The 23,200-nt window shown below is 63.3% G+C and carries 28 protein-coding genes and 1 tRNA gene; 9 read left to right on the plus strand and 20 right to left on the minus strand.

What is annotated here, in order from left to right:
- Positions 1-8: 8 nt before the first annotated feature.
- Positions 9-839 (plus strand): aldo/keto reductase, encoded by an 831-nt coding sequence (locus tag NEK97_RS12795; protein ID WP_257370282.1) that lies wholly within the window; start codon positions 9-11, stop codon positions 837-839.
- Positions 840-841: 2 nt separating this feature from the next.
- Positions 842-1,885, plus strand: a complete 1,044-nt coding sequence (locus NEK97_RS12800) for a lactonase family protein (RefSeq protein WP_257370283.1) — start codon at positions 842-844, stop codon at positions 1,883-1,885.
- Between the two features lie 72 nt (positions 1,886-1,957).
- Here NEK97_RS12800 and NEK97_RS12805 read toward each other — a convergent pair whose 3' ends face one another.
- The 4 genes from NEK97_RS12805 to NEK97_RS12820 all read right to left on the minus strand — a co-directional run bounded on the left by NEK97_RS12805 (position 1,958) and on the right by NEK97_RS12820 (position 4,075).
- Positions 1,958-2,188 (minus strand): hypothetical protein, encoded by a 231-nt coding sequence (locus NEK97_RS12805; RefSeq protein WP_257370284.1) that lies wholly within the window; start codon positions 2,186-2,188, stop codon positions 1,958-1,960.
- The gene (locus NEK97_RS12810) at positions 2,185-2,382 is read right to left on the minus strand and encodes a hypothetical protein (protein ID WP_235520313.1); all 198 of its coding nucleotides are present in this window, start codon (positions 2,380-2,382) and stop codon (positions 2,185-2,187) included. The genes NEK97_RS12805 and NEK97_RS12810 overlap by 4 nt, the downstream gene beginning before the upstream one ends.
- A 149-nt stretch (positions 2,383-2,531) precedes the next feature.
- Entirely contained in the window at positions 2,532-3,506 is a 975-nt protein-coding gene (locus tag NEK97_RS12815; protein ID WP_257370285.1) for a hypothetical protein, read from the minus strand.
- A gap of 59 nt (positions 3,507-3,565) precedes the next feature.
- Positions 3,566-4,075 (minus strand): sigma-70 family RNA polymerase sigma factor, encoded by a 510-nt coding sequence (locus NEK97_RS12820; RefSeq protein WP_257370286.1) that lies wholly within the window; start codon positions 4,073-4,075, stop codon positions 3,566-3,568.
- A gap of 119 nt (positions 4,076-4,194) precedes the next feature.
- Between NEK97_RS12820 and NEK97_RS12825 the strand changes: the two genes are divergently transcribed.
- Complete coding sequence (locus NEK97_RS12825; RefSeq protein ID WP_257370287.1) at positions 4,195-5,172, plus strand: serine hydrolase; 978 nt, start codon at positions 4,195-4,197, stop codon at positions 5,170-5,172.
- On the opposite strand, the gene NEK97_RS12830 is transcribed toward NEK97_RS12825, so the two are convergent.
- From NEK97_RS12830 to NEK97_RS12865, 8 genes are all read right to left on the minus strand, one after another.
- Entirely contained in the window at positions 5,169-6,212 is a 1,044-nt protein-coding gene (locus NEK97_RS12830; protein ID WP_257370288.1) for a HoxN/HupN/NixA family nickel/cobalt transporter, read from the minus strand. The genes NEK97_RS12825 and NEK97_RS12830 overlap by 4 nt on opposite strands.
- Positions 6,212-7,045 (minus strand): urease accessory protein UreD, encoded by an 834-nt coding sequence (locus tag NEK97_RS12835; RefSeq protein WP_374111534.1) that lies wholly within the window; start codon positions 7,043-7,045, stop codon positions 6,212-6,214. Before NEK97_RS12835 ends, NEK97_RS12830 begins: the two co-directional genes overlap by 1 nt.
- Positions 7,046-7,203: 158 nt before the next feature.
- Positions 7,204-7,821 carry an urease accessory protein UreG gene (gene ureG, locus NEK97_RS12840; protein ID WP_257370290.1) on the minus strand — a complete coding sequence of 206 codons (618 nt, stop codon included), beginning with the start codon at positions 7,819-7,821 and terminating at the stop codon, positions 7,204-7,206.
- Positions 7,822-7,842: 21 nt separating this feature from the next.
- Positions 7,843-8,523 carry an urease accessory protein UreF gene (locus NEK97_RS12845; RefSeq protein WP_257370291.1) on the minus strand — a complete coding sequence of 227 codons (681 nt, stop codon included), beginning with the start codon at positions 8,521-8,523 and terminating at the stop codon, positions 7,843-7,845.
- Complete coding sequence (gene ureE / locus NEK97_RS12850; protein WP_257370292.1) at positions 8,504-8,980, minus strand: urease accessory protein UreE; 477 nt, start codon at positions 8,978-8,980, stop codon at positions 8,504-8,506. The genes NEK97_RS12845 and ureE overlap by 20 nt, the downstream gene beginning before the upstream one ends.
- A gap of 7 nt (positions 8,981-8,987) precedes the next feature.
- The gene (gene ureC / locus NEK97_RS12855; RefSeq protein ID WP_257370293.1) at positions 8,988-10,718 is read right to left on the minus strand and encodes an urease subunit alpha; all 1,731 of its coding nucleotides are present in this window, start codon (positions 10,716-10,718) and stop codon (positions 8,988-8,990) included.
- The gene (locus NEK97_RS12860; protein ID WP_257370294.1) at positions 10,715-11,083 is read right to left on the minus strand and encodes an urease subunit beta; all 369 of its coding nucleotides are present in this window, start codon (positions 11,081-11,083) and stop codon (positions 10,715-10,717) included. Before NEK97_RS12860 ends, ureC begins: the two co-directional genes overlap by 4 nt.
- Before the next feature lie 9 nt (positions 11,084-11,092).
- Positions 11,093-11,395, minus strand: a complete 303-nt coding sequence (locus NEK97_RS12865) for an urease subunit gamma (RefSeq protein WP_235520323.1) — start codon at positions 11,393-11,395, stop codon at positions 11,093-11,095.
- A 199-nt stretch (positions 11,396-11,594) separates the two neighbouring features.
- Between NEK97_RS12865 and NEK97_RS12870 the strand changes: the two genes are divergently transcribed.
- The gene (locus NEK97_RS12870) at positions 11,595-12,116 is read left to right on the plus strand and encodes a flavin reductase family protein (protein ID WP_235520324.1); all 522 of its coding nucleotides are present in this window, start codon (positions 11,595-11,597) and stop codon (positions 12,114-12,116) included.
- On the opposite strand, the gene NEK97_RS12875 is transcribed toward NEK97_RS12870, so the two are convergent.
- Both NEK97_RS12875 and NEK97_RS12880 read right to left on the minus strand, forming a co-directional pair.
- The gene (locus NEK97_RS12875; RefSeq protein WP_257370295.1) at positions 12,113-13,213 is read right to left on the minus strand and encodes a D-TA family PLP-dependent enzyme; all 1,101 of its coding nucleotides are present in this window, start codon (positions 13,211-13,213) and stop codon (positions 12,113-12,115) included. The two genes, NEK97_RS12870 and NEK97_RS12875, sit on opposite strands and share 4 nt — an antisense overlap.
- 90 nt (positions 13,214-13,303) lie before the next feature.
- Positions 13,304-13,711 carry a RidA family protein gene (locus tag NEK97_RS12880; RefSeq protein ID WP_257370296.1) on the minus strand — a complete coding sequence of 136 codons (408 nt, stop codon included), beginning with the start codon at positions 13,709-13,711 and terminating at the stop codon, positions 13,304-13,306.
- 212 nt (positions 13,712-13,923) lie between these two features.
- Between NEK97_RS12880 and NEK97_RS12885 the strand changes: the two genes are divergently transcribed.
- Together NEK97_RS12885 and NEK97_RS12890 are read left to right on the plus strand one after the other, a co-directional pair.
- Entirely contained in the window at positions 13,924-14,298 is a 375-nt protein-coding gene (locus NEK97_RS12885; RefSeq protein ID WP_257370297.1) for a hypothetical protein, read from the plus strand.
- A gap of 59 nt (positions 14,299-14,357) precedes the next feature.
- The gene (locus NEK97_RS12890; RefSeq protein ID WP_257370298.1) at positions 14,358-14,978 is read left to right on the plus strand and encodes a class I SAM-dependent methyltransferase; all 621 of its coding nucleotides are present in this window, start codon (positions 14,358-14,360) and stop codon (positions 14,976-14,978) included.
- Positions 14,979-15,073: 95 nt separating this feature from the next.
- Here NEK97_RS12890 and NEK97_RS12895 read toward each other — a convergent pair.
- Positions 15,074-15,146: transfer RNA gene (locus NEK97_RS12895), tRNA-Lys, on the minus strand.
- 134 nt (positions 15,147-15,280) lie between these two features.
- Between NEK97_RS12895 and NEK97_RS12900 the strand changes: the two genes are divergently transcribed.
- Positions 15,281-15,940 carry a hypothetical protein gene (locus NEK97_RS12900; protein ID WP_235520328.1) on the plus strand — a complete coding sequence of 220 codons (660 nt, stop codon included), beginning with the start codon at positions 15,281-15,283 and terminating at the stop codon, positions 15,938-15,940.
- 232 nt (positions 15,941-16,172) lie between these two features.
- Here NEK97_RS12900 and NEK97_RS12905 read toward each other — a convergent pair whose 3' ends face one another.
- Positions 16,173-16,904, minus strand: coding sequence for a hypothetical protein (locus tag NEK97_RS12905; RefSeq protein ID WP_257370299.1), 732 nt, complete (start codon positions 16,902-16,904; stop codon positions 16,173-16,175).
- Positions 16,905-17,102: 198 nt separating this feature from the next.
- Between NEK97_RS12905 and NEK97_RS12910 the strand changes: the two genes are divergently transcribed.
- Positions 17,103-17,720, plus strand: coding sequence for a DUF47 domain-containing protein (locus tag NEK97_RS12910; RefSeq protein ID WP_257370300.1), 618 nt, complete (start codon positions 17,103-17,105; stop codon positions 17,718-17,720).
- Position 17,721: 1 nt separating this feature from the next.
- Positions 17,722-18,744 (plus strand): inorganic phosphate transporter, encoded by a 1,023-nt coding sequence (locus tag NEK97_RS12915; RefSeq protein WP_257370301.1) that lies wholly within the window; start codon positions 17,722-17,724, stop codon positions 18,742-18,744.
- A 95-nt stretch (positions 18,745-18,839) separates the two neighbouring features.
- On the opposite strand, the gene pstB is transcribed toward NEK97_RS12915, so the two are convergent.
- From pstB to pstS, 4 genes are all read right to left on the minus strand, one after another.
- Positions 18,840-19,619, minus strand: a complete 780-nt coding sequence (pstB, locus tag NEK97_RS12920; protein WP_235520333.1) for a phosphate ABC transporter ATP-binding protein PstB — start codon at positions 19,617-19,619, stop codon at positions 18,840-18,842.
- A gap of 62 nt (positions 19,620-19,681) precedes the next feature.
- Positions 19,682-20,785 (minus strand): phosphate ABC transporter permease PstA, encoded by a 1,104-nt coding sequence (pstA, locus tag NEK97_RS12925; protein ID WP_257370302.1) that lies wholly within the window; start codon positions 20,783-20,785, stop codon positions 19,682-19,684.
- On the minus strand, positions 20,786-21,718 hold the full coding sequence (pstC, locus tag NEK97_RS12930) for a phosphate ABC transporter permease subunit PstC (protein ID WP_235520335.1): 933 nt from the start codon (positions 21,716-21,718) through the stop codon (positions 20,786-20,788).
- Between the two features lie 138 nt (positions 21,719-21,856).
- Complete coding sequence (gene pstS / locus NEK97_RS12935) at positions 21,857-22,978, minus strand: phosphate ABC transporter substrate-binding protein PstS (RefSeq protein WP_257370303.1); 1,122 nt, start codon at positions 22,976-22,978, stop codon at positions 21,857-21,859.
- Positions 22,979-23,200 lie beyond the last annotated feature (222 nt).

Below are 23,200 nucleotides of genomic sequence, written 5' to 3' on the forward strand. Positions count from 1 at the left end.
AGACGGCCATGACATTTGCCCCGCTCATCGAGCTCAACGACGGCAACAGGATTCCCCAACTGGGACTGGGCACGTGGCCCCTGAATGACGCACAGGTGGCGGATGCCGTTGTGGAGGCTGTATCCCGCGGCTATCGCCATATCGATACCGCCGTGAAGTATGGCAATGAGAAGGGCGTGGGCAACGGCATCCGGGCCTGCGGGGTGGACCGCGGGGACCTCTTCATCACCACCAAGCTGGACGGGGAATTCCAAGGTTCCGGCAAGGCCGTTGCTGGTCTGGATGGCTCGTTGGAACGCCTGGGGTTGGACTACGTGGACCTGCTCCTCATCCACTGGCCGCTCCCCCGCCGCGACGAATTCGTCTCCACGTGGAAGACCTTCGAGGAACTCCGGGCGTCCGGCAAAGCACGCTCCATCGGGGTTTCCAACTTCAAGCCCGCGCACCTGGACCGCCTTTTCCGGGAAACGGGCGTGGTTCCCGCCGTCAACCAGATCCAGGTCAGCCCTTCCATTCCCCGGCCCGCCGCACGGGCTTTCAACGAACGCCACGGCATCATCACCGAGTCCTACAGTCCATTGGGGGCCAGCAGCGAGTTATTGAACGCCCCTGTCCTGGCTGCGGTTGGCGAGAAACACGGAAAGAGCCCGGGCCAGATTGTGCTTCGCTGGCACGTGCAGCAGGGCCTGGTTGCCATTCCCAAGACCGCCAACCCGGAACGGATGAAGGAGAACCTGGAGGTGTTCGACTTCGAGCTGGACCAGGATGACCTCAGCAAACTGCAAACACTCGACGCCGGCCCGGACGCGGGCGTCGACTCGGACGTTCAGGGGCACTGACCATGGAAACAGCAGAAACACTCATCTGGACCGGCTCCTACACTGCCGACAGGAACGGAAACGGGAAGGGCATCACAGCCCTTTCCGCCGATGACAACGGCCAACTAACCTCGGTCGGTCTCGCCATCGAGGCAAACTCGCCGTCGTTCCTTGCGCTGCACCCCACGCTCCCGGTGCTCTACGCCGTGGCGGAGGAGGGCAAGACTGTGCAGGCCTATCGCAGGACGGGTGCCGCTGAGCTGGAGGCTTTCGGGGAACCGTGGCCCGCGGGCGAGGCCACGTGCCACGTCGCTGCGGATCCCCAAGGCCGTTTCATCGTGGCCACCTGCTGGGGCGACGGCCAGGTCATCCTGTACGAACTGGACGACGACGGCGCCATCACCTCGCGCACCAGCGCGGAAGCCGCCGTCGATCCCCACACCGCAGTGGCTCCGGAGCCGGGCCGGCCCAGCCGCGCCCATTCGAGCCTGATGCTTCCCGATGGCCGCGTCATGACCACTGACCTTGGACATGACCTGGTGCGCATCTGGAAGTACACGGTGGGTGAGGGACTGGTGATCGATCATCAAGTGGTCCTGCCGGAAGGATCCGGCCCCCGGCACATGGCCCGCCACCACAGCGGCACAGTGTTCGTGGATACGGAGTACTCGGTGGAAGTGGCCGCAGTCCGCATGCAGCCCGAAGGCACGTACGAGCTGACTGCGATGGTTCCGGCAAGCACCAACGGCGCAGAGGAGGGCGACGCGGGAGCTGAAATCGCCCTTTCTCCGGACGGCCGCTTCGCCTACGTTGGCGTCCGCGGAACCAACCGCATCTGCGTGCTTGCGGTCTCCGAGGACGGCACCGAAATCGAACCCCTGGCGGACGCGCCGTGTGGTGGCGAATGGCCGCGCCACCACTTGGTCCGCGAAGGCTGGCTGTACGTCGCGAACGAAGGTTCCGACGACGTCGTGAGCTTCAGGCTGGACCCGGAAACGGGCCTCCCGGACGGCCCGGTGGGCCGGGTGGAGACGGGTTCTCCCAGCGTCCTTGTCCCGGCGGGTTAACTGACACCGAGATGGCACTTGATGACAATCATCCGCTCAGACATTGTCATCATGTGCCATCCCGGCGAGTTTTCAGGCGGTCCAGACCTCGACGTCGTCCGTGCCGCAGATGAGTTTGCGGCCCGTCGGTTCGAGGACGACCCAGAGCAACTCCTGGTGCTTGGAAACGTCGTCGACGCGACCTACACCTGCGCCCCACGCGACATCGTAAATCCACACGGGATCACCGGCGCTGAGCTCAGACCATTCCGCCGACGGGACGTGGCGGTAATCGGCGGGCCTGTTCAGGATGGTGCTGGTCATGCCGGGACTTCAGCCGTGGATCGCCGCCGCCAAACCGTGGGCGTGCCCTGGTAGGACGGAAGAACACTGCCCTCTGCGAAGACCTGGACTGCTTCCGGGTCGGAGTCCGGGCTCCACAGGCCCGACGCCGGGCAGTGGGAACCGGTAGGCATGACGCGGGTGGCTCGTTCGCGCAGGAGGGCGATGCTCTTCATCGTTGAAACTCATCCTTGGGTAGTTCGGGGGGATTTTGTGAAGCAGATCTCCTCAACCCTATGAAACTCAAGCGATGATCGTTATGGACAAATGAATAACGTTCTCCTGCGGCACAGTGCTTTTGCACAGGAACCCTGCGTGGCCCCGGCTACTTGTAGCTCAGGCTAAGAAAAAGTGCCTTCAGCTGCGCGTATTGCGTGGTCTTCATCCAGGCTTTGGCTGCCTCTGGAGTGGCGAAGGCCGGCTGCTTGGCGGGGTCGAAGATTGCGTAGGCACTCATGATTCCGTTGGGCACACGGACCTGATTGATACCTGAGCCCGTTTCCCCGGATTGCATCTCTGAGGCCAGGCGGACATCCATGATGTATGTGGGCGTCTGATCCAGCTCCGCGGTCGAAGGCGTTTCTCCCGGGTGAACCATCATGGCCGCCTGATGGGCAAAGAAACCGAACTGCACGGGATCACTGGCTGAGGTTGTGGAAACCACTCCAGGTACTGTGGCGCGGTCGTAGACGGTTCGCTTCACCCAGCCGCCCGTCCCATCCGCGTAGTTTCCGTTGAACACGCGCGCTACCTCGGCCCCAGCGGCATCGAAAACAGTCACAATGCGTGAGGCTTCCGCGGTCCCGGGCGGATCGTACGGCCCCTGTTCCGCCCGGACACTCCAGCCCACCGGGTACGTGAAGGACAGGTGCCCGTCCGGGAAGGTGAAGGTCTGGCTCGTGGGAACCTGCACCGGCGGGACCACCGGAGCGGTTGTCGGTGCAGCAGGCACGGTGGGGGTCGGCGCCTGAGTGGTTGTGGGCGTCGGGCTTGCCGTGGGCGTTGCGGACGGCGTCGCCGTAGGAGTCGGCGTTGCGGACGCGCTGGGTGTGGGGGTCGCCTCCGTCGACGTCACCGGGTTCGCGGGCGCCGGGGTTGAAGTCACGGTCCCGAAGTTCGCGGCGACAAGCACCCCGGCGGTGACGGCGGCTGCGCCGAGCAGGAGCCCGCCGGCGATCTGGGCCTTGCGGCGCCGTCGGTTTTCCAGGGACGTGACCCCGGCCAGTGGGCTGCTGTCGCTGTACACAGTGGATCCCGACAGGATCTTGTGCAGGGCTTCTTCGCCGTTCGGTTCCGTCACTGGATCGATAGTGAGCGGGTCAACAGCTGAAATTTGGTTCTTGATCGGATCCATTGTCTTCAGACCCCCATCTTCTCTGTAGTCGGGTCGGCCCCTGCAGGCATCTGCTTCCGGAAGGCCGCGCGTGCCCGGTGGAGACGGACTTTCGCTGCTGATTCACTGCACTGCAGCACAGCGGCGATGTCGGCGATCCCCAGGTCGTCCCAGTAGGCCAGCTGCAATATGTCACGGTCCTTCTCGCGAAGGCGGTCCATCGCTTCCTGAACGGCAACGTTTTCCGAGTTGTCGCCAAACCGCTGGACCGCCGTCGTGCGCAATTTCTCCTGCAGCGCCTGCCGCCTGTCGCGGCTGCGGTACGCGTTGCCCACCAGGTTGCGGGCAATGGTCAACAAGTAGGCGAGGTCCGGGCGTGAGTCGTCCACCCATTTTTGCCACACGACGCGGAATACATCCGCTGCTATCTCCTCCGCCACATGCGACGATTCAACGCGTCGGCAAACGAACTTGTAGACGGATGGATAGCTGTCTTTGTGAATGGCGATGAATGCCAATTCGCGCTCGGAAAGCACGATTTCCCCCTGAATATAGAACCCGGACCTGCAGGATACTTGGTTAGTTTCCGGCCGGGTCGCCACGGTTACACGCGGCGAAAAAGTTTTTGCTGTGATCCCTGCGATAGTTTCGAGTCATGGTGAAAACAGGAGCGTCAGTTGAGTGGGCGCGTCAGCAGGTAGACCTCGGCCGCGTGCCGCTTGCGGTTCTGGGGATCGCGTCCAGCAACGGGATTGAGGACGTCGTAGCATTCGGGTCCGACGGCGGCCGGCAAGCGACCGTCGACAACCACTTCGCGCTGTTCTCCGTCTCAAAGCCCATCAGTGCCCTGGCCGTCATGCGCCAGGTCGAGTTGGGAAAGCTATCGCTGGGCAACGCGCTCTCGACGGCGGTTCCGGGTTTCGGCGCCGGCCGCACCGACACCGTAACGCTGGAGCACCTGCTCAGTCACCGGTCCGGGATCACCGACCCGGAGCTCGACGACGGTGTCCCCCTCCGCGACGCCCTCACCTCGGCGGGCCAGACCTTCTACGCGGGATCCTTGGTCCAGTACTGCAACATCGCTTTCGAGGGCGCAGCAGCCATGGCCGAGTGGGCTGATGGGCGTCCTTTTGAGGAGCAGGTTCTGTCCCTGGCCGTAGACACCGGCGCAAGCGGCCTCACTTTCAGCACGGACTGCAACCCGCACACGGTGCACGGAACCGAGGCGGAGGGACTGAACGCCGAGGCCATGTTCCAGCAAAGGCATCCGGGGGCGGGACTCTTCGGAACAGCCACGGACCTGCTCAATCTCGGAACGGAGTTGCTCAGGGATTCCGGCAAGGCCGTCCAACCGGCCACCCTGGCAGCCATGCGCCGTCCACGGACCACGGAGCTTTCACACATCACCACCCGTCCCAAGCCTCTTCGCCACACCGGGCTGGGATTCCAATTGCCGGCCAACGAGTCCGAGTTGATCGCACGGGGAATCTACGGCCATCCCGGTTGGTCAGGAACGGAGTGGTGGATGTTCCCTGAGCAGGATCGCTGCGTGGTGTTCCTGACGAACGTCCTGGACACCCCGGACCTGGGAGTGGACACCACAGCGTTGTTCAACGCAGTGGCAGCTTCCTAATCCCTGCGGGCAACCCGTCCCCGCCATGCGGACACAGCCCACACCATGGCGAACAATGCCACGAGGATCAGGCCCGCGTCGCCGAGGTCCACTTCGCCGAGCCACGAAGTCAGCGGGTCCTCCAGCCCAAAAGCGGCATTGGCGAACCCGCCAAGTGTGATTACGGAGATGAACAGGGCCGACACAGCCGAGATACCTGTTATCAGCGCATTGAAACCGAGCTTGCGCTGAGGATTGTTGATCGCGGATTTGTACATCTTCATCATGGCCACGCCGTTGGCGGAATCGCACAGGGTCATGGCTGCGGTGAACGCTAGCGGCAGCGCCATCAAGGCGAGCGGCGATACTCCGGCGAGTGACGCCGTCGTGGTTATCACCAGCAGCCCGATGGTGGTGGCGGTATCGAAGCCCAGCCCGAACAGGAAGCCGATCACGTAAATGTTCCGCGGCCGCTCCACCTTGGACAGTGGTTTGGCCAGGAGCCTGGCGACGAAGCCTTTCGCTTCGAGGTCTTCGTGGCGGACCTCGCCGCCAGCCTGCACGTCCCGGTACAGCTTGGTGGCGCGCACGAAGGCCGAGCCGTTGAAGAGGCCCATCGCCAGCAGGAACAGCCCCGAGACGCCGCTCCCGATCAAGCCCAGCACCCTGTTGCCTGTGGTGCCGTCCTCCATGAACTGCCCCACCAGCGTGGCTCCCGCCACCACCAGCAATCCGGCCAGCACCACCACCGAGCTATGGCCCAGGCTGAATGCGAAACCCACGCTCACGGGGTCCTTATGCTGGGCGACGAACTTCCGGGTGGAATTGTCGATCGCGGCGATATGGTCCCAGTCGTAACTGTGCTTAATGCCCGCCACGTAGGCGGTGACCACCAGACCCAGCGCCAACGGTTGGGCACCACCGGCAGCGCCGGCCAGCAGAAGAACGACGGCGGCGGCATGCAACCCGGCTACGGCACCGAAGGTGAACAGCAATCGGGTCCGCAGGGAAAGGTTCTCGCGCTCCCGGTACATGGTGGCGAACTCAGTCAGCGCGGTCATCAGTACTTCCTCAGGTTCAAAGGCGCCTGGCCGAACCAACGTTCCCGCAGAACGCTGGTGCAGGCACCCAGTAAATTGTTGAGTTCCCCAGTGCTGTTCGACAACGATCGCAGCACAAGCCCGGTGCTCCCGGCAAGGGTCTGCGTCAAGGAAACACCCGTATACGCGTCAAAGTCACTAGCCAAGTGGCTCAGTTCGTCAGCAAGTTCCTGGCCCACCCGTGGGTCCACCACTACCAACGAGCCCAGATGACTGAAACCCTCCATGAACCCCATCCCACTGACGTCGTTTACAGGCGGGCGGATCAAAAGGTTGTCCAGCGCCAACAACGCCGACCCGGCGTCGTCCTCGATCCAGATCTCGTTGCGCAGGCGCACCTCTTCATACTTGAAGGCAGCACCGTCCGGCGACCATCCCGGCGTTACGACCTCCGCCATGACAAGGCACGACGACGGGTGGAGACTGATACGCGAATTCTGCCGGTAGCTCGCCTCCCGGTAAGCGATCAACTGGTCGGGCACCAGTTCCAACCGAGAGCCCTCCCCCAGCCTGATGTTCATCCGCTGCTCAGCAAAGGACCCCGGAGTCCGGTAAATCTTGGTAGCCGACTGCGTGGTCAGCAGAAGGTCCGCCCCGTCTTCCACCTCCACGTCGACAAGGAACAAATCCGCCCCCAGATACGCCCCACCCGGATTGACCATGACGTAGCAAACCTGCCCACTCTGATCCAAGTAATGCGCCCGAAGCACCCGCAAAGCCCCCTCATGGAACTGCCGCGCAGCAACAGACCGCCCCCCACGCACACAAACCCCAAGCTCCAACCGCCCCCGCACAGCCCCCTCGCCCACAGCCACCCCAGCGCCGGGCCCTGGTTCCGCTCCTTGGCCGTGGTCAGCGGAGGCGGCAGAGCCGGATTTTTGGGCCGCGGCGTGGCGGGCATCGCGAAGCGGGCACGGCCCAAAATCCGGCGAAGCCGCCGTCCCCAGCAGACTCACGATGCCAGATCGAGCATCAGGACGTCGCGGCGGATCCAGTTGAGGACCTCTTCTAGGCCTTCGTCGGTCTTGAGATTGGTGAAGCAGAACGGTTTGTTGCCGCGGAACTCCTTGGAGTCCCTCTCCATGATGGCCAGGTCCGCCCCGACGTGGGGGGCGAGGTCTGTTTTGTTGATGATGAAGAGGTCGGACTTAATCATGCCTTGCCCGGCTTTGCGGGGGATCTTCTCGCCCTGGGCGACGTCGATGATGTAGATGGAGAAGTCCACGAGTTCGGGGCTGAAGGTGGCGGACAGGTTGTCGCCGCCAGACTCTACGAAGATGACCTGCAGGTCGGGGTGGCGTGCCTTCAGTTCTTCGATGGCCGCGGTGTTCATGGAGGTGTCTTCGCGGATGGCGGTGTGCGGGCATCCGCCGGTTTCGACGCCAATGATCCGGTCTTCGGGGAGGATACCGTTGGCGGCGAGGATTTTGGCGTCTTCGATGGTGTAGATGTCGTTGGTAATGGCAGCCATGGAGATGTCGCCGCTCATGTGCCGGGTGATGCGTTCGACCAGTTGGGTTTTGCCTGCTCCGACGGGTCCGCCTACACCGATCCTGATGGGTTCTGTCATGTGTTCTGTCCTTTGCATCAGTTAGCTCATGAACATGCGGGCACGTTGCCGTTCGTGCCGCATTTGTGAAATTTCAAGTCCGGGGCTCACAGCCCCAAAGTCGTCCCAGCACAGCTGTGCTACAACCTTGATGGCGGTAGCGACGGCGTCGTGCGCGTCCCGAAGTACCCGCTGCCCGGCGTTCTGCCCGAGCGGTATGGCGCGCACCGCGTTCTGCGTCAGGGAAGTGACGGTGGCAAAGAGGTAGGCTGACAGCGCCTCCTCGAAGGGCACCCCCAGCGACCGGGCAATCACCCCAAAGGCCAACGGCTGGTGTCCCGATGCGCGGCCGCCGCGGACCAACTCCCGGTAGGCCTCCAACCCCGTGGACGGGAACACCTCACCGCCGATCTCCAGGAGGCGGCCGCCCATCTTCAGGGAAGCCTCCCGCACCTCCCGGGCCAGCAACTGCCCGGACAACAAGCGGTCCAACAATCCAACATCCACCCCCTCGTAAAGGAAGCGGATAGCCAAGCCATCGGAATAACTCAGCTGCTGCCCCACAAAGGCACCCAACCAAACGCCAAATGAGCCCTCATCACCCACAAGGCCGCGCTCAATGTAGCCCTCAAACCCCAAGGAGTGGGCAAACGCCCCTGTAGGTAGCGCCGAGTCAGTCAGCTGTTGAAGAGCCAGCTGATAGCTAGTGCGAGTGCTCAGCATGGCGGAACGGCACCGGCATGACCCGCTCTTGCCTGTCGTAGGGGACGCCGACGCTCTTCACATAGTCTTCGACCGTGTGGTCGTACTGGCACACCATGACTTCGGCCCCGTACTCGGACGACGCATCAAAGAACTGCGCCTGCAGGTGCCGGTTGCCAAGCGAATGTGCCACCACTCCCATCTCATGGATGCTGCGGGGCGCGATCACCAGGACGTCGGTGGGCAGCACGGAGATGACAATCAGGTTGGTGTCTTCGATGGCCAGGATGTCGCCGTCGCGCAGGTCCCCTGTTCCCGAGGGAAGCCGGATTCCGAGCTCCTTGCCGTGATCGGTGGTGACGCGCTGGATGCGCTTGACCAGCAGGGCGCTGGGGAGCACCACCTTTTCCTTGTGGTGACCCTCGTAGGCGTTGCCCGGTAATTCGTGCAGGTTGCCGAGGATTCTTTCGATGATCATGGATGTCCTAAAAGAGGAAGTAGCGCTGCGCCATGGGCAGCACGTCGGACGGCTGGGAGGTGACTTCTTCGCCGTCGACCGTCACTTGGTACGTTTCGGGGTCGACGGCGATGTCCGGGGTTTCGCCGTTGTGCTTCAGGTCCGCTTTGGTGAGGTTGCGGATGCCGGAAACGGGTTTGATGATGCGTTCGAGGCCGAGCTCGTCCGGCACACCAGCCTCGATGGCTGCCTTGGAGAGGAAGGTGATGGAGGACTGTTGGAGGGCTTTCCCGTAGGTGGCGAACATAGGCCGCATAGTGCGGGGCTGCGGGGTCGGGATGGAGCCGTTTGAATCTCCCATGAGAGCGTAGGCGATCTGGCCACCCTTGATGACTACTTCCGGCTTCACGCCGAAGAACGCCGGATCCCAGAGGACCAGATCGGCGAACTTACCCGGTTCCACCGAACCGATGGTGTCCGCCATGCCCTGCGCGATGGCCGGGTTGATCGTGTACTTGGCGACGTACCGCTTGAGCCGGAAGTTGTCGCTGTCAGGCGAGCCATGGGAAGCGCCCGAAGGATCATGGAGAACTCCCCGTTGGCGCTTCATGGCATCTGCTACCTGCCACGTGCGGGTCACGACTTCTCCCACCCGTCCCATGGCCTGGGAGTCGGAGGACGTGATCGCGAAAACACCGAGGTCGTGGAGCACGTCTTCGGCGGCGATCGTTTCCGCACGGATGCGGGAATCGGCGAAGGCCACGTCTTCGGGAATGTCCGGGTTGAGGTGGTGGCACACCATGAGCATGTCCAGGTGCTCTTCGATGGTGTTCTTCGTGTACGGGAGCGTGGGGTTGGTGGACGCGGGAAGGACGTTGGGCAGTCCGGCAATCTTGATGATGTCCGGCGCATGCCCTCCCCCGGCGCCTTCGGTATGGAAAGTGTGGATAACGCGGCCGTCGATTGCCGCGATGGTGTCTTCCACGAAGCCGCACTCGTTCAGGGTGTCGGTGTGGATGGCCACCTGGACGTCATATTCATCGGCCACACGCAGGGACATATCTATGGACGACGTAGTGGATCCCCAGTCCTCATGGACTTTGAGCCCGACGGCGCCTGCGCGGATCTGCTCTGCGAGGGGCTCGACGGCGGACGCGTGGCCCTTGCCGAACAGGCCGATGTTGACCGGAAGCCCCTCGACGGCCTGAAGCATCCGCGAGATGTGCCAGGCGCCGGGCGTGATGGTGGTGGCCTTGGTCCCCTCAGCCGGACCGGTGCCCCCGCCCACCATCGTCGTGATGCCGTTGCACAGGGCCGTGGGAACTTGCTCCGGGGAAATGAAGTGGATGTGCGTGTCGATGCCGCCGGCAGTGAGGATCTTCCTCTCTCCGGCGATGATCTCCGTGCTGGCCCCAATGACGATGTCCACGCCGTCGGTGATCTGGGGGTTGCCGGCTTTGCCGATCTTGAAGATGTGCCCGTCCTTGAGGGCTACGTCCGCCTTGTAGATGCCGGTGTAGTCCAGGACGATCACGTTGGTGATGACGGTGTCCGGAATATCTTCGGAGCGGGTCAATTGTCCGTTCTGGCCCATGCCGTCACGGATTACCTTGCCGCCCCCAAAGACCACTTCTTCGCCGTAGAGGGTGTAATCCTTTTCGATTTCGAGGAACAACTCCGTGTCAGCCAACCGAATGGCGTCGCCCGTCGTCGGGCCGTAAAGCTCGGCGTACTGCCGGCGGGGAATTTCGAAGCTCACTGGTGGTCCCTTTCCGCTGCGACGCCCGGGCGGGCTGACCCCTCAACCCCGGTTCCGCCGTCGAGCTTTCCGTTCACTGCGTTGCTGAGGCCGAAGACTTCGCGGGCCCCCGCGATCTCGATCAGTTGGACAGTCTTCCTGTCTCCCGGCTCGAAGCGCGCCGCCGTGCCTGCTGGAATGTCCAGGCGGCGGCCGTAGGCGGCTTTGCGGTCGAATTCCAGGGCGCGGTTCGCCTCTGCAAAGTGGTAATGCGAACCAATCTGGACGGGCCTGTCGCCGCGGTTGACGACTTCGACGGCGATTGCCTCGCGGCCGCTGTTGCACGCAATGGAGCCTGGCTGGAGCCTGTATTCACCGGGGATCATGAGGGCCGCCTATCGGATGGGGTTGTGCACGGTGACGAGCTTGGTGCCGTCAGGGAAGGTGGCCTCGATCTGGACGTCATGGATCATTTCCGGCACGCCTTCCATCACGTCTTCGCGGCGGAGAAGGGTAGTGCCGTAGCTCATGAGCTCAGCTACGGTCTTGCCGTCCCGGGCGCCTTCGATGAGCTCGTAGCTGATGATCGCCACAGCTTCGGGATAGTTGAGCTTGAGCCCGCGTCCTTGGCGGCGCCGGGCAAGGTCGGCGGCCACTACGATCATGAGTTTCTCTTGCTCACGGGGCAAAAGATGCATCGGCTCTCCTGGAACTGGGCATGGGCTATGAAGTTGAAACCAGCCTAGGGAGCGCAGGTTTCGGTAAGGTTACCAAATGGTCTCACCCGCTGGTCGAATCTACAGGAATTGACCTCAACTTAAGTTGAGGTCCTAGCATCAGTTCCGGTGCGCGCACAAAATCCAGCGCCATCCCGGCCAGTTCCCCAGAGGTGTTTGAATGAGCGGTTCCCTACCCGTGCCATCCCCGCGAGTCAGCGAGCTCTTCAAGAGTGCGTTCCGAGGCCATCCGGCAGGCGTTGCAATAGTTACCGCTACCGGACCCGACGGCGCGGTAGGGCTCACTGCATCATCGGTGGCATCGGTTGCGGTCGATCCACCGACCCTGGCGTTCTCCGTCACCAGCGGGCGATCCGCTTCCGTCATTGCGGCAGCCCAGACGATCGTGGTGCACCTGGTAAGCGCCGACCAGTTGGACCTCGTCCGGACTTTTGCCGACCCGGCAGCTCCACGTTTCACCGAAAGCATGGACTGGGAGGTGCTGCCCACGGGTGAGCCCCTGCTCAGGGAGGCCCAATGGGCGCTGCGCTGCGAAATCGTCCACCGGGCAGCCCTGGGCAGTTCCGTGCTCCTGGCCGCGGAGGTCCTGGATATCAGGTCCAATGCTTCCAGTTCCGCTCCGTTGGTCTACCACAACCGCGAATTCCACACGCTGGTCCAGGGTATTCCGGCTGTGGCTTAGTTGTTTCGCCCGCGGGCTGCCACACTCCAGGTATCCACCACGGTTCCATTGCGGACCACGGTGACCTCATCCACCAGGTTCATGGCCAGGCACACGTGGTTTGGGATGACCCGAAGCCTGGTACCCAGTGCAGGGAGTTCGGCAGAATCCGGCCAGACAACCGTGGCGTGATGCTCCGAAAGTGCGGTGACCTTTGCTTCAGGATATTCAGGCAGCCGAGCGTACCCGGCGGCCCAGTCCGGGCGGTCGCTGCCCAGGATTTTGCTGCCGGCATCCACCACAACGCGTCGCACGTTTCCACCCGTGGCCTCGTGCCGGCTGACGACGGTTGCGGCTACCGTCAGGGCAATGTCCTCCCACGTGCAGCGTTCCAGTTCCAGTTGCTGCGCGTCGCCGAACACGTAGACGCCGGGGCGGAGCTCCGTCGCTACCGTTTCCCCGGCGATAAGGGCCGTCGGCGTCGATCCCCCGCTGATGGTGGTCACTTCGAAGCCCGCTTCGGTCAACGCCGTCGCGGCCCGGCCCAGTGCATCGTTTTCGTTGCTCGCGGCACCGGTGGGCATTCCCGGTTTGTAGCTGTGGCCAGGGAACGTGAACACGCCCGCCACCGTCAGACCCGCTCCAGCAGCGGCACGGGCTACGTCCGCTGCTTCGCCAGGGAGCACGCCGCTGCGGTGATGCCCACTGTCGATTTCGACGAGCACCTCAATCCGCCCCGCGTCCGCGCCCATCTGGTGACCCATCGCCGTCGCGCTTTCCGCAGAATCCACGCCCACAGCGATCCGGCCTGAGGCCGCGAGCGCCCTCAGGCGTTCAGCGCGTGGCGCGTCCACCCAGAGCGGGTAGGCGATGAAAATGTCCCTCACCCCGTCCGCCGCGAAGACCTCGGCCTCGCCGATGGTGGCGACCGTGATCCCCTCAGCCCCGGCGGCCAACTGCTTCCGGGCGATCTCCAGGGTCTTGTGCGTCTTCACGTGCGGGCGAAGCCGCAGGCCCCGGCTGAGCATGCTCGACGCCATGCGCTCTATGTTCCGGTCAAGGACATCGGCGTCGATCAGGACGGCAGGGGTAACCACTTCGGCGGGGATCACGTTCATGCCTAAAACACTAACGTCCTGGGGTGCGGACTGCCTGCCCGGCATGTTCGACGGCGGCTGGCACCGAGGCGGATTCCGCCGCCAGATTCCTTAGTCCACTACTGCGGCGACGGCCTCAATTTCCACGAGTTGATGGTCGTACCCCAGAACCGTGACGCCCATGAGGGTACTCGGAACATCGTGATCGCCGAATGCGTCACGAACTACTTCCCATGCCGCCACGAGGTCGGCCTGATTCACGGATGCGACGAGGACACGGGTGGATACAACGTCGTCAATTCGCGCACCGGCCGCTTCCAACGCCACGCACATGTTTTCCAATGACTTCTCGGCCTGCATCCTGTAATCTCCGATGCCCGCCGTGGACCCGTCTTCATTCAACGGGCACGATCCCGCCAGGAAGATCAGACGGGCATCCTTGGGCACGGTTGCCGCATAAGCATATTGCGCGGCCGAACTCAGCCGGTTTGAACGGATCAGGGTGACTGCGCTCGGCATGCGAGGCCTTTCTTGAGTGGTGCGCCGAATCTTGTTGACCTGCACAAGCGTAGTTTCGCCAGTGGCCACAAGGTCGCTTAAAGCCATCGCGGCATCGAACTTTTGGAGTAACGGTGGGCACGTCACACATCGCTCATCCCCTTGCAACGCGCCTGCAACAAAGATGCGTAAGGCTGGGGGCATACGGACGGCGACAGTTGAAGGGAGCGCACATGACTATCGCGAACAGGGACCTTTTCCAGGCGTTGAAGACGCAGGCCAGCCTGGCCCAGGCCTTCGGCGCAATGCCTGGAACTGCCGAAGAAGGCCACGCACTTAACGCAGGCGAGTACATCGAGGCCTGGCACAACGGCCGCCTCTACCACCGGGGAACCGTGGTGAAGACGGTGGCCGGAACCGAGCTCTTCTGGCTTCAGGATGAGACCGGAAGCCGACGACTGCTCGATATGGAATCCATGGAGATCGTGACCGTTGACGAGCCTGTCGGGGCAGCCACGGCGCAGGAACCGGAGCCCGGCCCGACCGCCACGATCACACCTATCTCCGCGTACCCCATGTTCCACGACGGAACGCAGCAGATCGCCTAATTGCCTGCTGTCGCGGCACACTACGTTTGCGCAGGTGAGGGCCTCGATAGGCTGTGCCCATGTCACACGGATCCGTCAGAGCAGCCTATGGACCACGCGCCACGGAGTACACAGCGCTCTTCGGAACCATCGAAAGCACCCATCCCGCCGATCAGACATTGATCGCGGCGTGGGCTCGCGGGCTCGGCGGCAAAGTGATCGACGCTGGCTGCGGGCCCGGGCAATGGACCAACTTCCTTCATGCCCTTAGGGTTGACGCGGAGGGAGTGGACATCGTCCCGGAATTTATCGAATCCGCCAGGCAGCACTATCCAAACACCGCATTCCGTGTGGGGTCGCTGGAACAACTTCAGGTCCCGGACCAGTCTTTGGCGGGCATCCTTGCCTGGTACTCCCTGATCCACACCAGCCCGGACGACATCCCCACCGTGTTGGCGGAGTTCGCCCGCTGCCTTGCACCCGGAGGCAGTCTCTTGATGGGCTTCTTCGAAGGCGAAACTGTCGAAGAGTTCCCGCACGCGGTGATGCCCGCCTACTTCTGGCCCGTCGCGGAGATGGGGAAGTGCCTCGACAGAGCCGGATTCCTGGTAACCAGCTCAAACTCCAGGAAAGACCCAGACGCGCGCCCCCACGCGTCGATCATCCCCACCCGCACACCCGGTCCCGCACTGGTTCCCTGAGCACACCGTTGTCCGGCGGGACTGACGAATTACCGAGGGCTCTTGAGGCAAAAAAACAGGCCGGAGACTCAACGTCTCCGGCCTGTCTTGGAGGGTGGGCCCTGTGGGGATCGAACCCACGACCCACGGATTAAAAGTCCGATGCTCTACCAACTGAGCTAAAGGCCCCTCCAGCTGTAGAAACAGCCATGAATACTGTACCCCAACGTCAAGGCAGACGAGGAACTCAAGGTGACGGGCGCCGTCGTGCGTCCAAGCAACCGTTACTCGACCCCGCCAAAGCACAGGAGTACGGTGAACTCATGAGCGAACAGCCAGAACCGCGAGCGTACGGCGGAGCAAACCGGCATCACAAGCCGAAGCCCTTCGCGCCCATCGATTTCGAACCGTTCGCTGGTGGCGCCGACCCCGCGCGGGTTTCGGAGGCTGCGCATCTCGCTGCCCAGGCGCTGGTCAAGCGCGGACGCGACAGCGACGACCCCAAAGTAACCCGCCGCTTGGTTAAGCTCGCGGACGAGCAGGGCCTCGAGGCTATCGCAGAGATGTGGGCCGAGAGCCCGGCGCGAAGCCTCCCCGGCGCGCTGTGGCGGCTCTACGCCCTTCGCGCCGCCACTATCCAAAACCCGGAGCGGATCTCCGTCTACTTCCGGGCCGGACGCGACACCGCGCAGGTTTCCAACGTCGTAGCGGGCGCCGCGGAGCCGCCTGGCGCAGACGAAATGAAGACCATGGCTGACGCCATTTTGTCCGGCGCGTTCGACGGCGAGTTCGACGTCGCGCTGGAACGTTCCGCCGCTTTCTGCCGCGTGGTGGCGCTCGGCCAGGCGACCCTCGCCGACGGCGCAGAGCACAGCAACGAAGGCCACGCCAGCAAGCTCACGCGCAATTCGCACCAGCTCGTCAAAACGGCCGAGGACCTTGAGCACGCCGCGAATGCATGGCGCCTGGGTGAGCTCGACTAGGCAGCAGCAGGGGCGAAACGTACCCACGTCGGGCGCGGACTGTCAATGTTGACTTAGCCCGCCCAACGGTGAAAACTAAAACTGGTGTCGAACCGCGAAACCCCCGGGCTTCAACATATAGCCGCTTCGAGCGGCCTACCGCCGAGAGGCGTATCCGGTTCGGCACCATTTTTATGCCCGGATGCAGAATGCCCGGGCCAGCACTTGGCCGGACCCGGGCATATGCGCCGAACTACTTCAGGGTGACCGTGGTTTTGGCCTGTTCCTTCTTGTCGTGATCCAGCTTTCCGTCCGCCGCCGCAGGAGTCATGGTGGCCGAGATCTCAGCCTCCTTGCCGGGCGTGTAGCCGAAGTTCTCCGCGATATTGAAGGATTCGCCCGATTTCAACACGAACGGGTCCTTTTCCTTGAGCTTCATGCCTGAGCTGCTCAGCCCGTACTTCTTGAAGCCATCGCTGCTGGAGTCGGACGGCATGCCACCGAGGTACTTCCAGTCCGCGTACTTGGCGCTGGGAGTGACCAGCGAGTGGCTCAAGGGGATGTCAGCGGATGATGTGTTGGTGACCACGTAGTTCACGTAGACGATCGGCGCACCCTTCTTCAGCAGGTTTTCCTTGGTTTCCTTGTCCAGGAACATGCTGTCCTTGGAGGCTACATCCGTGGCCACTTGGTAGATGTCGACGCTGAAGCTGTCGCCCTTCATGCTGCCAAGCTTGTCGCCCTTGTCCGTGATCGGGAGGGCCCAGGCCGCTGCCTTGTACGAGCCCGAGGATGCTGCAGCCCCGTCGGAACCTGCCGAGGCGGAGGCGGAGGAGGACGGGGCCGCTGAGGCCGCCGAAGAGGAGGACGACGACGGTTCGGAACCACCCGACGTCGTGCTGGTGGCAGTAGCTCCACAGGCGGTCAAGGCGAGCAATCCCGCCGCCGCAAGGCTGGTGATCTTCACAGTGTTGTTGATGCGCACGATTCCCCCATTGAGTGGATAAATTCATTGACGCGCCAAGTCTTGCATGGATGAAAGGGGCGCGGCGATGGGGAGCTCTGCCCTTCGGGGCCGGGGCGCTCACCAAGCAGGCGCGCGGGACCGGTAAAGTTGGGGACGAAACGGGCTGCGTCAAGTCAAGCCGTCCGCCGCCCTATCCGTCCCCAGCCCGGAAGCGACATGAAGCTGCGCCTTTTCCCCCAGGAACCCGCCGGACTCGTACTGCTCGCGCAGATGGCCAGTGTCATCGTGGCCGCCACCGGGACGCTCTCAGAAATCCTCGGAGCCCAGGCCAGCGAACACCAGCGCCTCGCCGAAGAACTGCACGAGCACGAGTCCAAGTCCCTGGACCTGCACTTCGCCCTCCTGACTCACATGCGCACCAGCTTCGTGAATCCACTCCCCCGCGAGGACATGTACACCCTCTCCCGCCACCTCAACGAGGCGATGGAGAAGCTTGACGCCGCGGGCGACCTGGTGTCCCTCTACAAACTGGACCGGCTGCCCAAGCGTGCCGCAGACCAATTGGAAATCATCAGCCGCCAAGCCGAGCTCACCGTGGATGCCATGCGGAAGCTTGAAGACCTGGACGAGCTGGAGGACTACTGGATCGAGATCCTCCGCCTGGCCAAGCGCGCGGAACGGACCCACCGGATCTGGGTCGCCGAGATGCTCAAGGACATGAAATCGGCGCAGTACGCACGGCACCGGGACATCGCCAACCAGCTGGTGGAAGTAACCAAGGACATGCGGAAGGTCGCCACCCAGGTAGGCAGCATCATCGTCAAGGAATCCTGACGTGACCATCGTCTTCCTTGTCCTTGTGGTGGGGCTTGCCTCTGGGTTCGCGTTCCTCAACGGTTTCCGCGATGTCTCCAACGCGGTGGCCCTGTCCACCCGGACCCGCGCCCTGACGCCGTCCATCGCCGTGCTTTTGGCGGCAATCTTCAACTTTGTGGGCGCCATGCTGAGCGGCACCTTCATCCTCGCCTTCACGCAATCGTGGATTACGTTGCCTGCAGGCCCCGGCGGCCTGACCATGCTCGCTTCAGCCTTGGCAGCCTCCATCTTGTGGGGTATCTACGCGTGGTGGAAGGGCGTTCCCCTGTCCTCCACGAACTCGCTGGTGGGCGGCCTGATTGGTGCCGGCAGCGCAAGCATCCTGGTGGGCGAAAGCTCGATCGGCGGGGTGGACGGCGTCCTGCTGACCCAAGTGGTCCTGCCCCTGGTACTGTCCCCGTTGATAGCCTTTGGGGCGGCCTACCTGCTGGTGTGGCCGGTCACCTGGGCTGCCCGCTATACGCAACCCAATGTGGTGAACAGACGTTTCCGGCGCGCACAAGCCGTCTCCACCGCAGCAGTCGCCTTCGGCCACGGACTCCAGGACGGGCAGCGCACAGCAGCGGTCATTCTCCTGGCAATGGTGGCCGCGGGGTTGTCAGGCGGGGACAACGTGCCGCTGTGGATCCTGCTGCTCACGGCCGTCATGCTCACCGCGGGAACGATGTTGGGCGGCTGGAGGATCTCGCACACCCTGGGCCATAAGCTCATCCGGATAGATCCCCTGCGTGGATTCGTGGCCCAGACCCTCACGTCCGTCATGCTCTTCATCGGTGCGATCGGCTTCCAGCTGCCGCTCTCCACCACCCACACCTTGACGGCGTCCGTCCTCGGTTCCGGGATCAACCAGCGCTTCCACACCGTCAACCGCTGGCTGGTGCGGAGGATCCTCCTGCTGTGGGTGGCAACCCCGGTGGTGACCGCCGTCGTCGCCTTCATTCTCGAATTGGCGTTCTCCCCCCTCGCTAAACTGCCTAACTAGGGCAAGAAAAAACGACGGCGGCCGTACCCCCAAGGCGACGGCCGCCGTCGTTATGTGCCGGCTCCCCCCATAGAAGCCGGAACCCTACCTCCCGCTTATCCGAAGCGCCCGGAGACGTAGTCTTCCGTGGCCTTCTGGGCCGGGTTGTTGAAGATGCTGGTGGTGTCAGCGAACTCGATCAGCTTGCCGGGCTTGCCGGTGCCGGCGATGTTGAAGAACGCGGTCTTGTCCGAAACGCGGGCGGCCTGCTGCATGTTGTGGGTCACGATCACCACGGTGTACTGGTCCTTGAGCTCGTTGATGAGGTCCTCAACGGCCAGTGTGGAGATGGGGTCCAGCGCGGAGCAGGGCTCGTCCATGAGGATCACCTGGGGTTCAACGGCGATGGCACGGGCAATGCAGAGCCGCTGCTGCTGGCCGCCGGAGAGGCCGGAACCGGGCTTGTCCAGGCGGTCCTTGACCTCGTTCCACAGGTTGGCGCCCACCAGGGACTTCTCCACCAGCGCATCTGCTGCGCCCTTGGAGATCTTCTTGTTGTTCAGCTTCACGCCGGCCAGCACGTTGTCGCGGATGGACATGGTGGGGAACGGGTTGGGCCGCTGGAAAACCATGCCCACCTGGGTGCGCACAGTCACCGGGTCAACACCGGGGCCGTACAGGTTGTCCCCGTCCAGCAGGACCTCGCCCTCGACGCGTGCGCCGGGAAGGACCTCGTGCATGCGGTTCAGCGTGCGGAGGAAAGTGGACTTGCCGCAACCGGACGGGCCGATGAAGGCCGTGACGGACTTGGCTTCGATGTTGATGTTGACGTCCTCAACGGCCAGGAAATTGCCGTAGTAGACATTCAGGTCTTTGACGTCGATGCGCTTAGACATGGTGTTCCTTTGTTCCTTGGGGGTTCTGGAAGTGTAAACGTGGCCTGAAGGGCCAGGCCCGGCTAGCGTCCTGTTTTCGGAGCGAAGATGCGGGCGATGAGGCGGGCTCCGAGGTTCAGGAGCATCACCAGGATGATCAGCACCAGCGCGGCGCCCCATGCACGCTGGTCCGAGGGGCCAGGGTTGGACGGCGACGTCGGGTTGAGGATCTGCGTGTAAATGAACGTGGGCAGCGAGGCCATCCAGCCGCCAAACACGTTGTTGTTGATGGTGGTGGCAAAGCCTGCGGTCACCAGGATCGGCGCGGTTTCGCCGATAACGCGTGCGATCGCCAAGGTGACGCCCGACGCAATGCCGGAGATCGCCGTCGGAATGACCACCTTGGTGATGGTGCGCCATTTACGGACGCCCAGCGCGTAGGAGGCCTCGCGAAGTTCGTTAGGGACGATCTTCAGCATTTCCTCGCTGGAGCGGACCACCACCGGGATCATCAGGACGGAAAGCGCGACGGCGGCTACCGCACCGGTCTTGGTGCCGGGGCCGACGATGGCGAAGAAGAACGCTGCCGCGAAGAGGCCGGCCACGATCGACGGGATGCCTGTCATGACATCCACGAAGAACGTGATGGCGCGGGCCAGCGGACGGTCGTTGCCGTATTCCACCAGGTAGATGGAGGTCAACAGGCCAACAGGCACGGAAATGACCGTGGCAAGAAGCGTGATCTGGATGGTGCCAAGCAGGGCGTGGTAGATACCGCCAAGGACGGGCGCACCGTCTTCCGCTGCTTTGTTGTCGAAGGCGCCGGTGACACCGTTCATGGAGGTGCCCAGGAAGCCGGGGGTGATGAGGCCCGGGATGCCGTTGACCAGCACGGTCCAGATCACCGAAATCAGCGGCAGGAGCGCGATCAGGAAGGCACCGACAACCAGGCAGGTCGCGAGCCGGTCCTTGGCTTTACGGGCACCTTCAACGGCTCCGCTCCAGGACACGAGGCCCACTGCGAACAGTATCGCGGAGACCAGGCCCCAGCCGAAGGCATTGAAACCGATCAGCGCCAGGATGGCCGCACCCACGACGAGCGCGACGGCCAGCACAATGTAGGGCGCGGACTTGGGCAGTTGGCCCTTCGTGAGCGCGGAGCGTTTACGGACTGCTGTGGCGGTCATTTAGTTGGCTCCCGAGAATTCTTTGTGCCGGGTGATGATCCAGCGGGCGATCATGTTCACACCCAGGGTGATGACGAACAGCACCAGGCCGGCCGCGATCAGGGTGTTGACCTTGAGGCCGCTGGCTTCGGGGAAGTTCAGGGCGATCTCGGCGGCGATGGTCTGGTTGCCGGACTGGATAAGGCTGGCGGTCAGGACGCCGGAGGACAGCACCAGGGCAACAGCCATGGTCTCTCCCAGTGCGCGGCCGAGGCCCAGCATGATCGCGCTGACGATGCCCGGGCGACCGAAGGGCAGCACGGCCATCTTGATCATTTCCCAGCGGGTTGCTCCCAGTGCGAGCGCTGCTTCTTCGTGCAGCTTGGGGGTCTGCAGGAAGATTTCGCGGGACAGGGAGGTGATGATGGGAAGGACCATGACGGACAGTACGATGCCTGCGGTCAGGATGGTCTTGCCGGTTGCGGATGCCGGACCCGCGAAGATCGGGATCCAGCCGAGGTTGTTGGCCAGCCAGTCATACGCCGGAGAGATTTCCTTGGCCAGGAAGGCCGCACCCCATGCGCCGTAGACGACGGAGGGGATGGCTGCGAGGAGGTCCACCACATAGCCGAGGCCGGAAGCGAGCCGGCGTGGGGCGTAGTGCGAGATGAACAGGGCCACGCCGATCGCTACCGGAGTGGCGATGACGAGGGCGATCACAGCCGCGATGAGCGTGCCCACCACGATCGGGGCGATGTAGGCGAAGAAGCCGTGGCCGCCCTGGATGCTCTCGGGAGGTGCGGTCAACGCAGGGATCGCCTGCACCACAAGGAACAACGCGACTCCGAAGAGAACCGCGAGAATCAGGCACCCTGCGGCCATGGCGGCCCCGGAGAAAACCTTGTCCCCGGCGCGTCCTGCGCCTTGGGAGGTTGTCAGGGAGTTGGTGGTCACTTCACGATCCTTCAGTCTGGAGTGAACTGGTCTTACATGGCTAAGTTCCCTGCCCCGGTCCGGTGCCGCGGTGGCCACCGTAGTGCGGGACAGGGAACTTCAGTGTTCAGCCGGGTTCAGCAAACCCGCCGGGAAACCTTAGGCCTTGGCCTTGATGGTTTCGATAGCGGCCTTGGCCTTGTCTTGCAGCGTCTTGGAGAGCGGTGCGGACTTTGCGGCGTCAGCTGCGGTCTTCTGTCCTTCGTCGGAAACGACGTAGGTTTCGAAGGCCTTGACCAGATCGGCAACTGCCTTGGTCTCGTAGGTGGTGCAGACAACGTGGTACGAGACGAGGACTACGGGGTAGGCGCCCGCTGCGGTGGTCTTGCGGTCCAGCTTGATGGCGACGTCGTTGGCGGCGCGGCCGTCAACAGGCTTGCCGGCTTCGACAGCCTTGGCGGCAGCGTCTGCGGAGATCTTGACGAACTCTTCGCCGACCTTGATGGAAGCGGTACCGAGCTTGCCGGAAACAGCGGAGTCGTCAGCGTAGGTCACGGCGCCGGGGGTGTCGGTGACGGTCTTGACGACGCCGGAGGTGCCCTTGGCGTTTTCGCCCTTCAGGGATGCGGGCCATACGCCGGCAGCCTTGTCGGTCCAGACCTCGGGAGCTGCAGCTGCCAGGTAGTCGGTGAAGTTGCTGGTGGTGCCGGAATCGTCAGAGCGGTTCACCGGGGTGACCTTGAGGTCCGGGAGCGTAACGCCTGCGTTGAGGGCGGCGATTGCGGGGTCGTTCCAGTTGGCGATTTCGCCGCGGAAGAGTTTGGCGACCGTAGCGGCGTCGAGCTTCAGTTCCTTGACGTTGGGAATGTTGAAGGCGACGGCGATCGGGGAGATGTAGACCGGGAGGTTGATGGCACCCTCGGGGCCGCACTTGGCCTTGGAGGCAGCAAACTCGTCGTCCTTCAGGTAGGCGTCCGAGCCGGCGAACTGTGCCGAGCCGTCGATGATCGCCTTGCGGCCTGCGCCGGAGCCATCCGGGGAGTACTGCACGGTGGCGCCCTGGTTTGCGGTGGCGAAGCCGGCCTTCCAGGCGTCCATTGCTGCGCCGGTGGAGGAGGCGCCAATGCCGGTCAGGGTGCCGGTGACCTTGGTTCCGGAGGCTGCCGACTGGGTGCCGGCCGGAGTGCCCGTTGCGTTGTCTGAACCGCAAGCAGTGAGCGCGAGAGCGCCGGCTGCGATGACCGCGATTGCCGCGTTGCGGCCGAAGTGAGTTGCCTTCACTTGGATGTGCCCCTTCCAGGGATTCTTCGATGCGGGCCGAACGGAGATTTCGGCGTGCGCGAGCTGTGGACCTTTTTGTTCCTTTACTGAAGGTAAGGAGCGCAGGTAACGGGACCTGTGGTGGAAGGTGAACAGGAGATGAACGACGGCGGACCATTGGGTGATGTGGCGCGCGCCACCTTGAGCGTCGCCCGGGTTGCCGTCGTTGCGGATGCCAGGACA

Source organism: Paenarthrobacter sp. UW852 (assembly GCF_024608385.1).
Taxonomy (GTDB): Bacteria; Actinomycetota; Actinomycetes; order Actinomycetales; family Micrococcaceae; genus Arthrobacter.

Bases quoted from the DNA above. Each gene is read 5' to 3' on its own strand.
- NEK97_RS12845 (WP_257370291.1), bottom strand. From the start codon at position 8,523: ATGCTGAGCACTCGCACTAGCTATCAGCTGGCTCTTCAACAGCTGACT.
- NEK97_RS12890 (WP_257370298.1), top strand. From the start codon at position 14,358: ATGTCACACGGATCCGTCAGAGCAGCCTATGGACCACGCGCCACGGAG.
- pstB (WP_235520333.1), bottom strand. From the start codon at position 19,619: ATGTCTAAGCGCATCGACGTCAAAGACCTGAATGTCTACTACGGCAAT.
- ureE (WP_257370292.1), bottom strand. From the start codon at position 8,980: ATGATCATCGAAAGAATCCTCGGCAACCTGCACGAATTACCGGGCAAC.
- NEK97_RS12805 (WP_257370284.1), bottom strand. From the start codon at position 2,188: ATGACCAGCACCATCCTGAACAGGCCCGCCGATTACCGCCACGTCCCG.
- NEK97_RS12865 (WP_235520323.1), bottom strand. From the start codon at position 11,395: ATGCATCTTTTGCCCCGTGAGCAAGAGAAACTCATGATCGTAGTGGCC.
- NEK97_RS12810 (WP_235520313.1), bottom strand. From the start codon at position 2,382: ATGAAGAGCATCGCCCTCCTGCGCGAACGAGCCACCCGCGTCATGCCT.
- NEK97_RS12830 (WP_257370288.1), bottom strand. From the start codon at position 6,212: ATGACCGCGCTGACTGAGTTCGCCACCATGTACCGGGAGCGCGAGAAC.
- pstA (WP_257370302.1), bottom strand. From the start codon at position 20,785: ATGACCGCCACAGCAGTCCGTAAACGCTCCGCGCTCACGAAGGGCCAA.
- NEK97_RS12910 (WP_257370300.1), top strand. From the start codon at position 17,103: ATGAAGCTGCGCCTTTTCCCCCAGGAACCCGCCGGACTCGTACTGCTC.
- NEK97_RS12880 (WP_257370296.1), bottom strand. From the start codon at position 13,711: ATGCCGAGCGCAGTCACCCTGATCCGTTCAAACCGGCTGAGTTCGGCC.
- NEK97_RS12900 (WP_235520328.1), top strand. From the start codon at position 15,281: ATGAGCGAACAGCCAGAACCGCGAGCGTACGGCGGAGCAAACCGGCAT.
- NEK97_RS12800 (WP_257370283.1), top strand. From the start codon at position 842: ATGGAAACAGCAGAAACACTCATCTGGACCGGCTCCTACACTGCCGAC.
- NEK97_RS12860 (WP_257370294.1), bottom strand. From the start codon at position 11,083: ATGATCCCCGGTGAATACAGGCTCCAGCCAGGCTCCATTGCGTGCAAC.
- NEK97_RS12825 (WP_257370287.1), top strand. From the start codon at position 4,195: ATGGTGAAAACAGGAGCGTCAGTTGAGTGGGCGCGTCAGCAGGTAGAC.
- NEK97_RS12795 (WP_257370282.1), top strand. From the start codon at position 9: ATGACATTTGCCCCGCTCATCGAGCTCAACGACGGCAACAGGATTCCC.
- NEK97_RS12870 (WP_235520324.1), top strand. From the start codon at position 11,595: ATGAGCGGTTCCCTACCCGTGCCATCCCCGCGAGTCAGCGAGCTCTTC.
- NEK97_RS12875 (WP_257370295.1), bottom strand. From the start codon at position 13,213: ATGAACGTGATCCCCGCCGAAGTGGTTACCCCTGCCGTCCTGATCGAC.
- NEK97_RS12885 (WP_257370297.1), top strand. From the start codon at position 13,924: ATGACTATCGCGAACAGGGACCTTTTCCAGGCGTTGAAGACGCAGGCC.
- ureG (WP_257370290.1), bottom strand. From the start codon at position 7,821: ATGACAGAACCCATCAGGATCGGTGTAGGCGGACCCGTCGGAGCAGGC.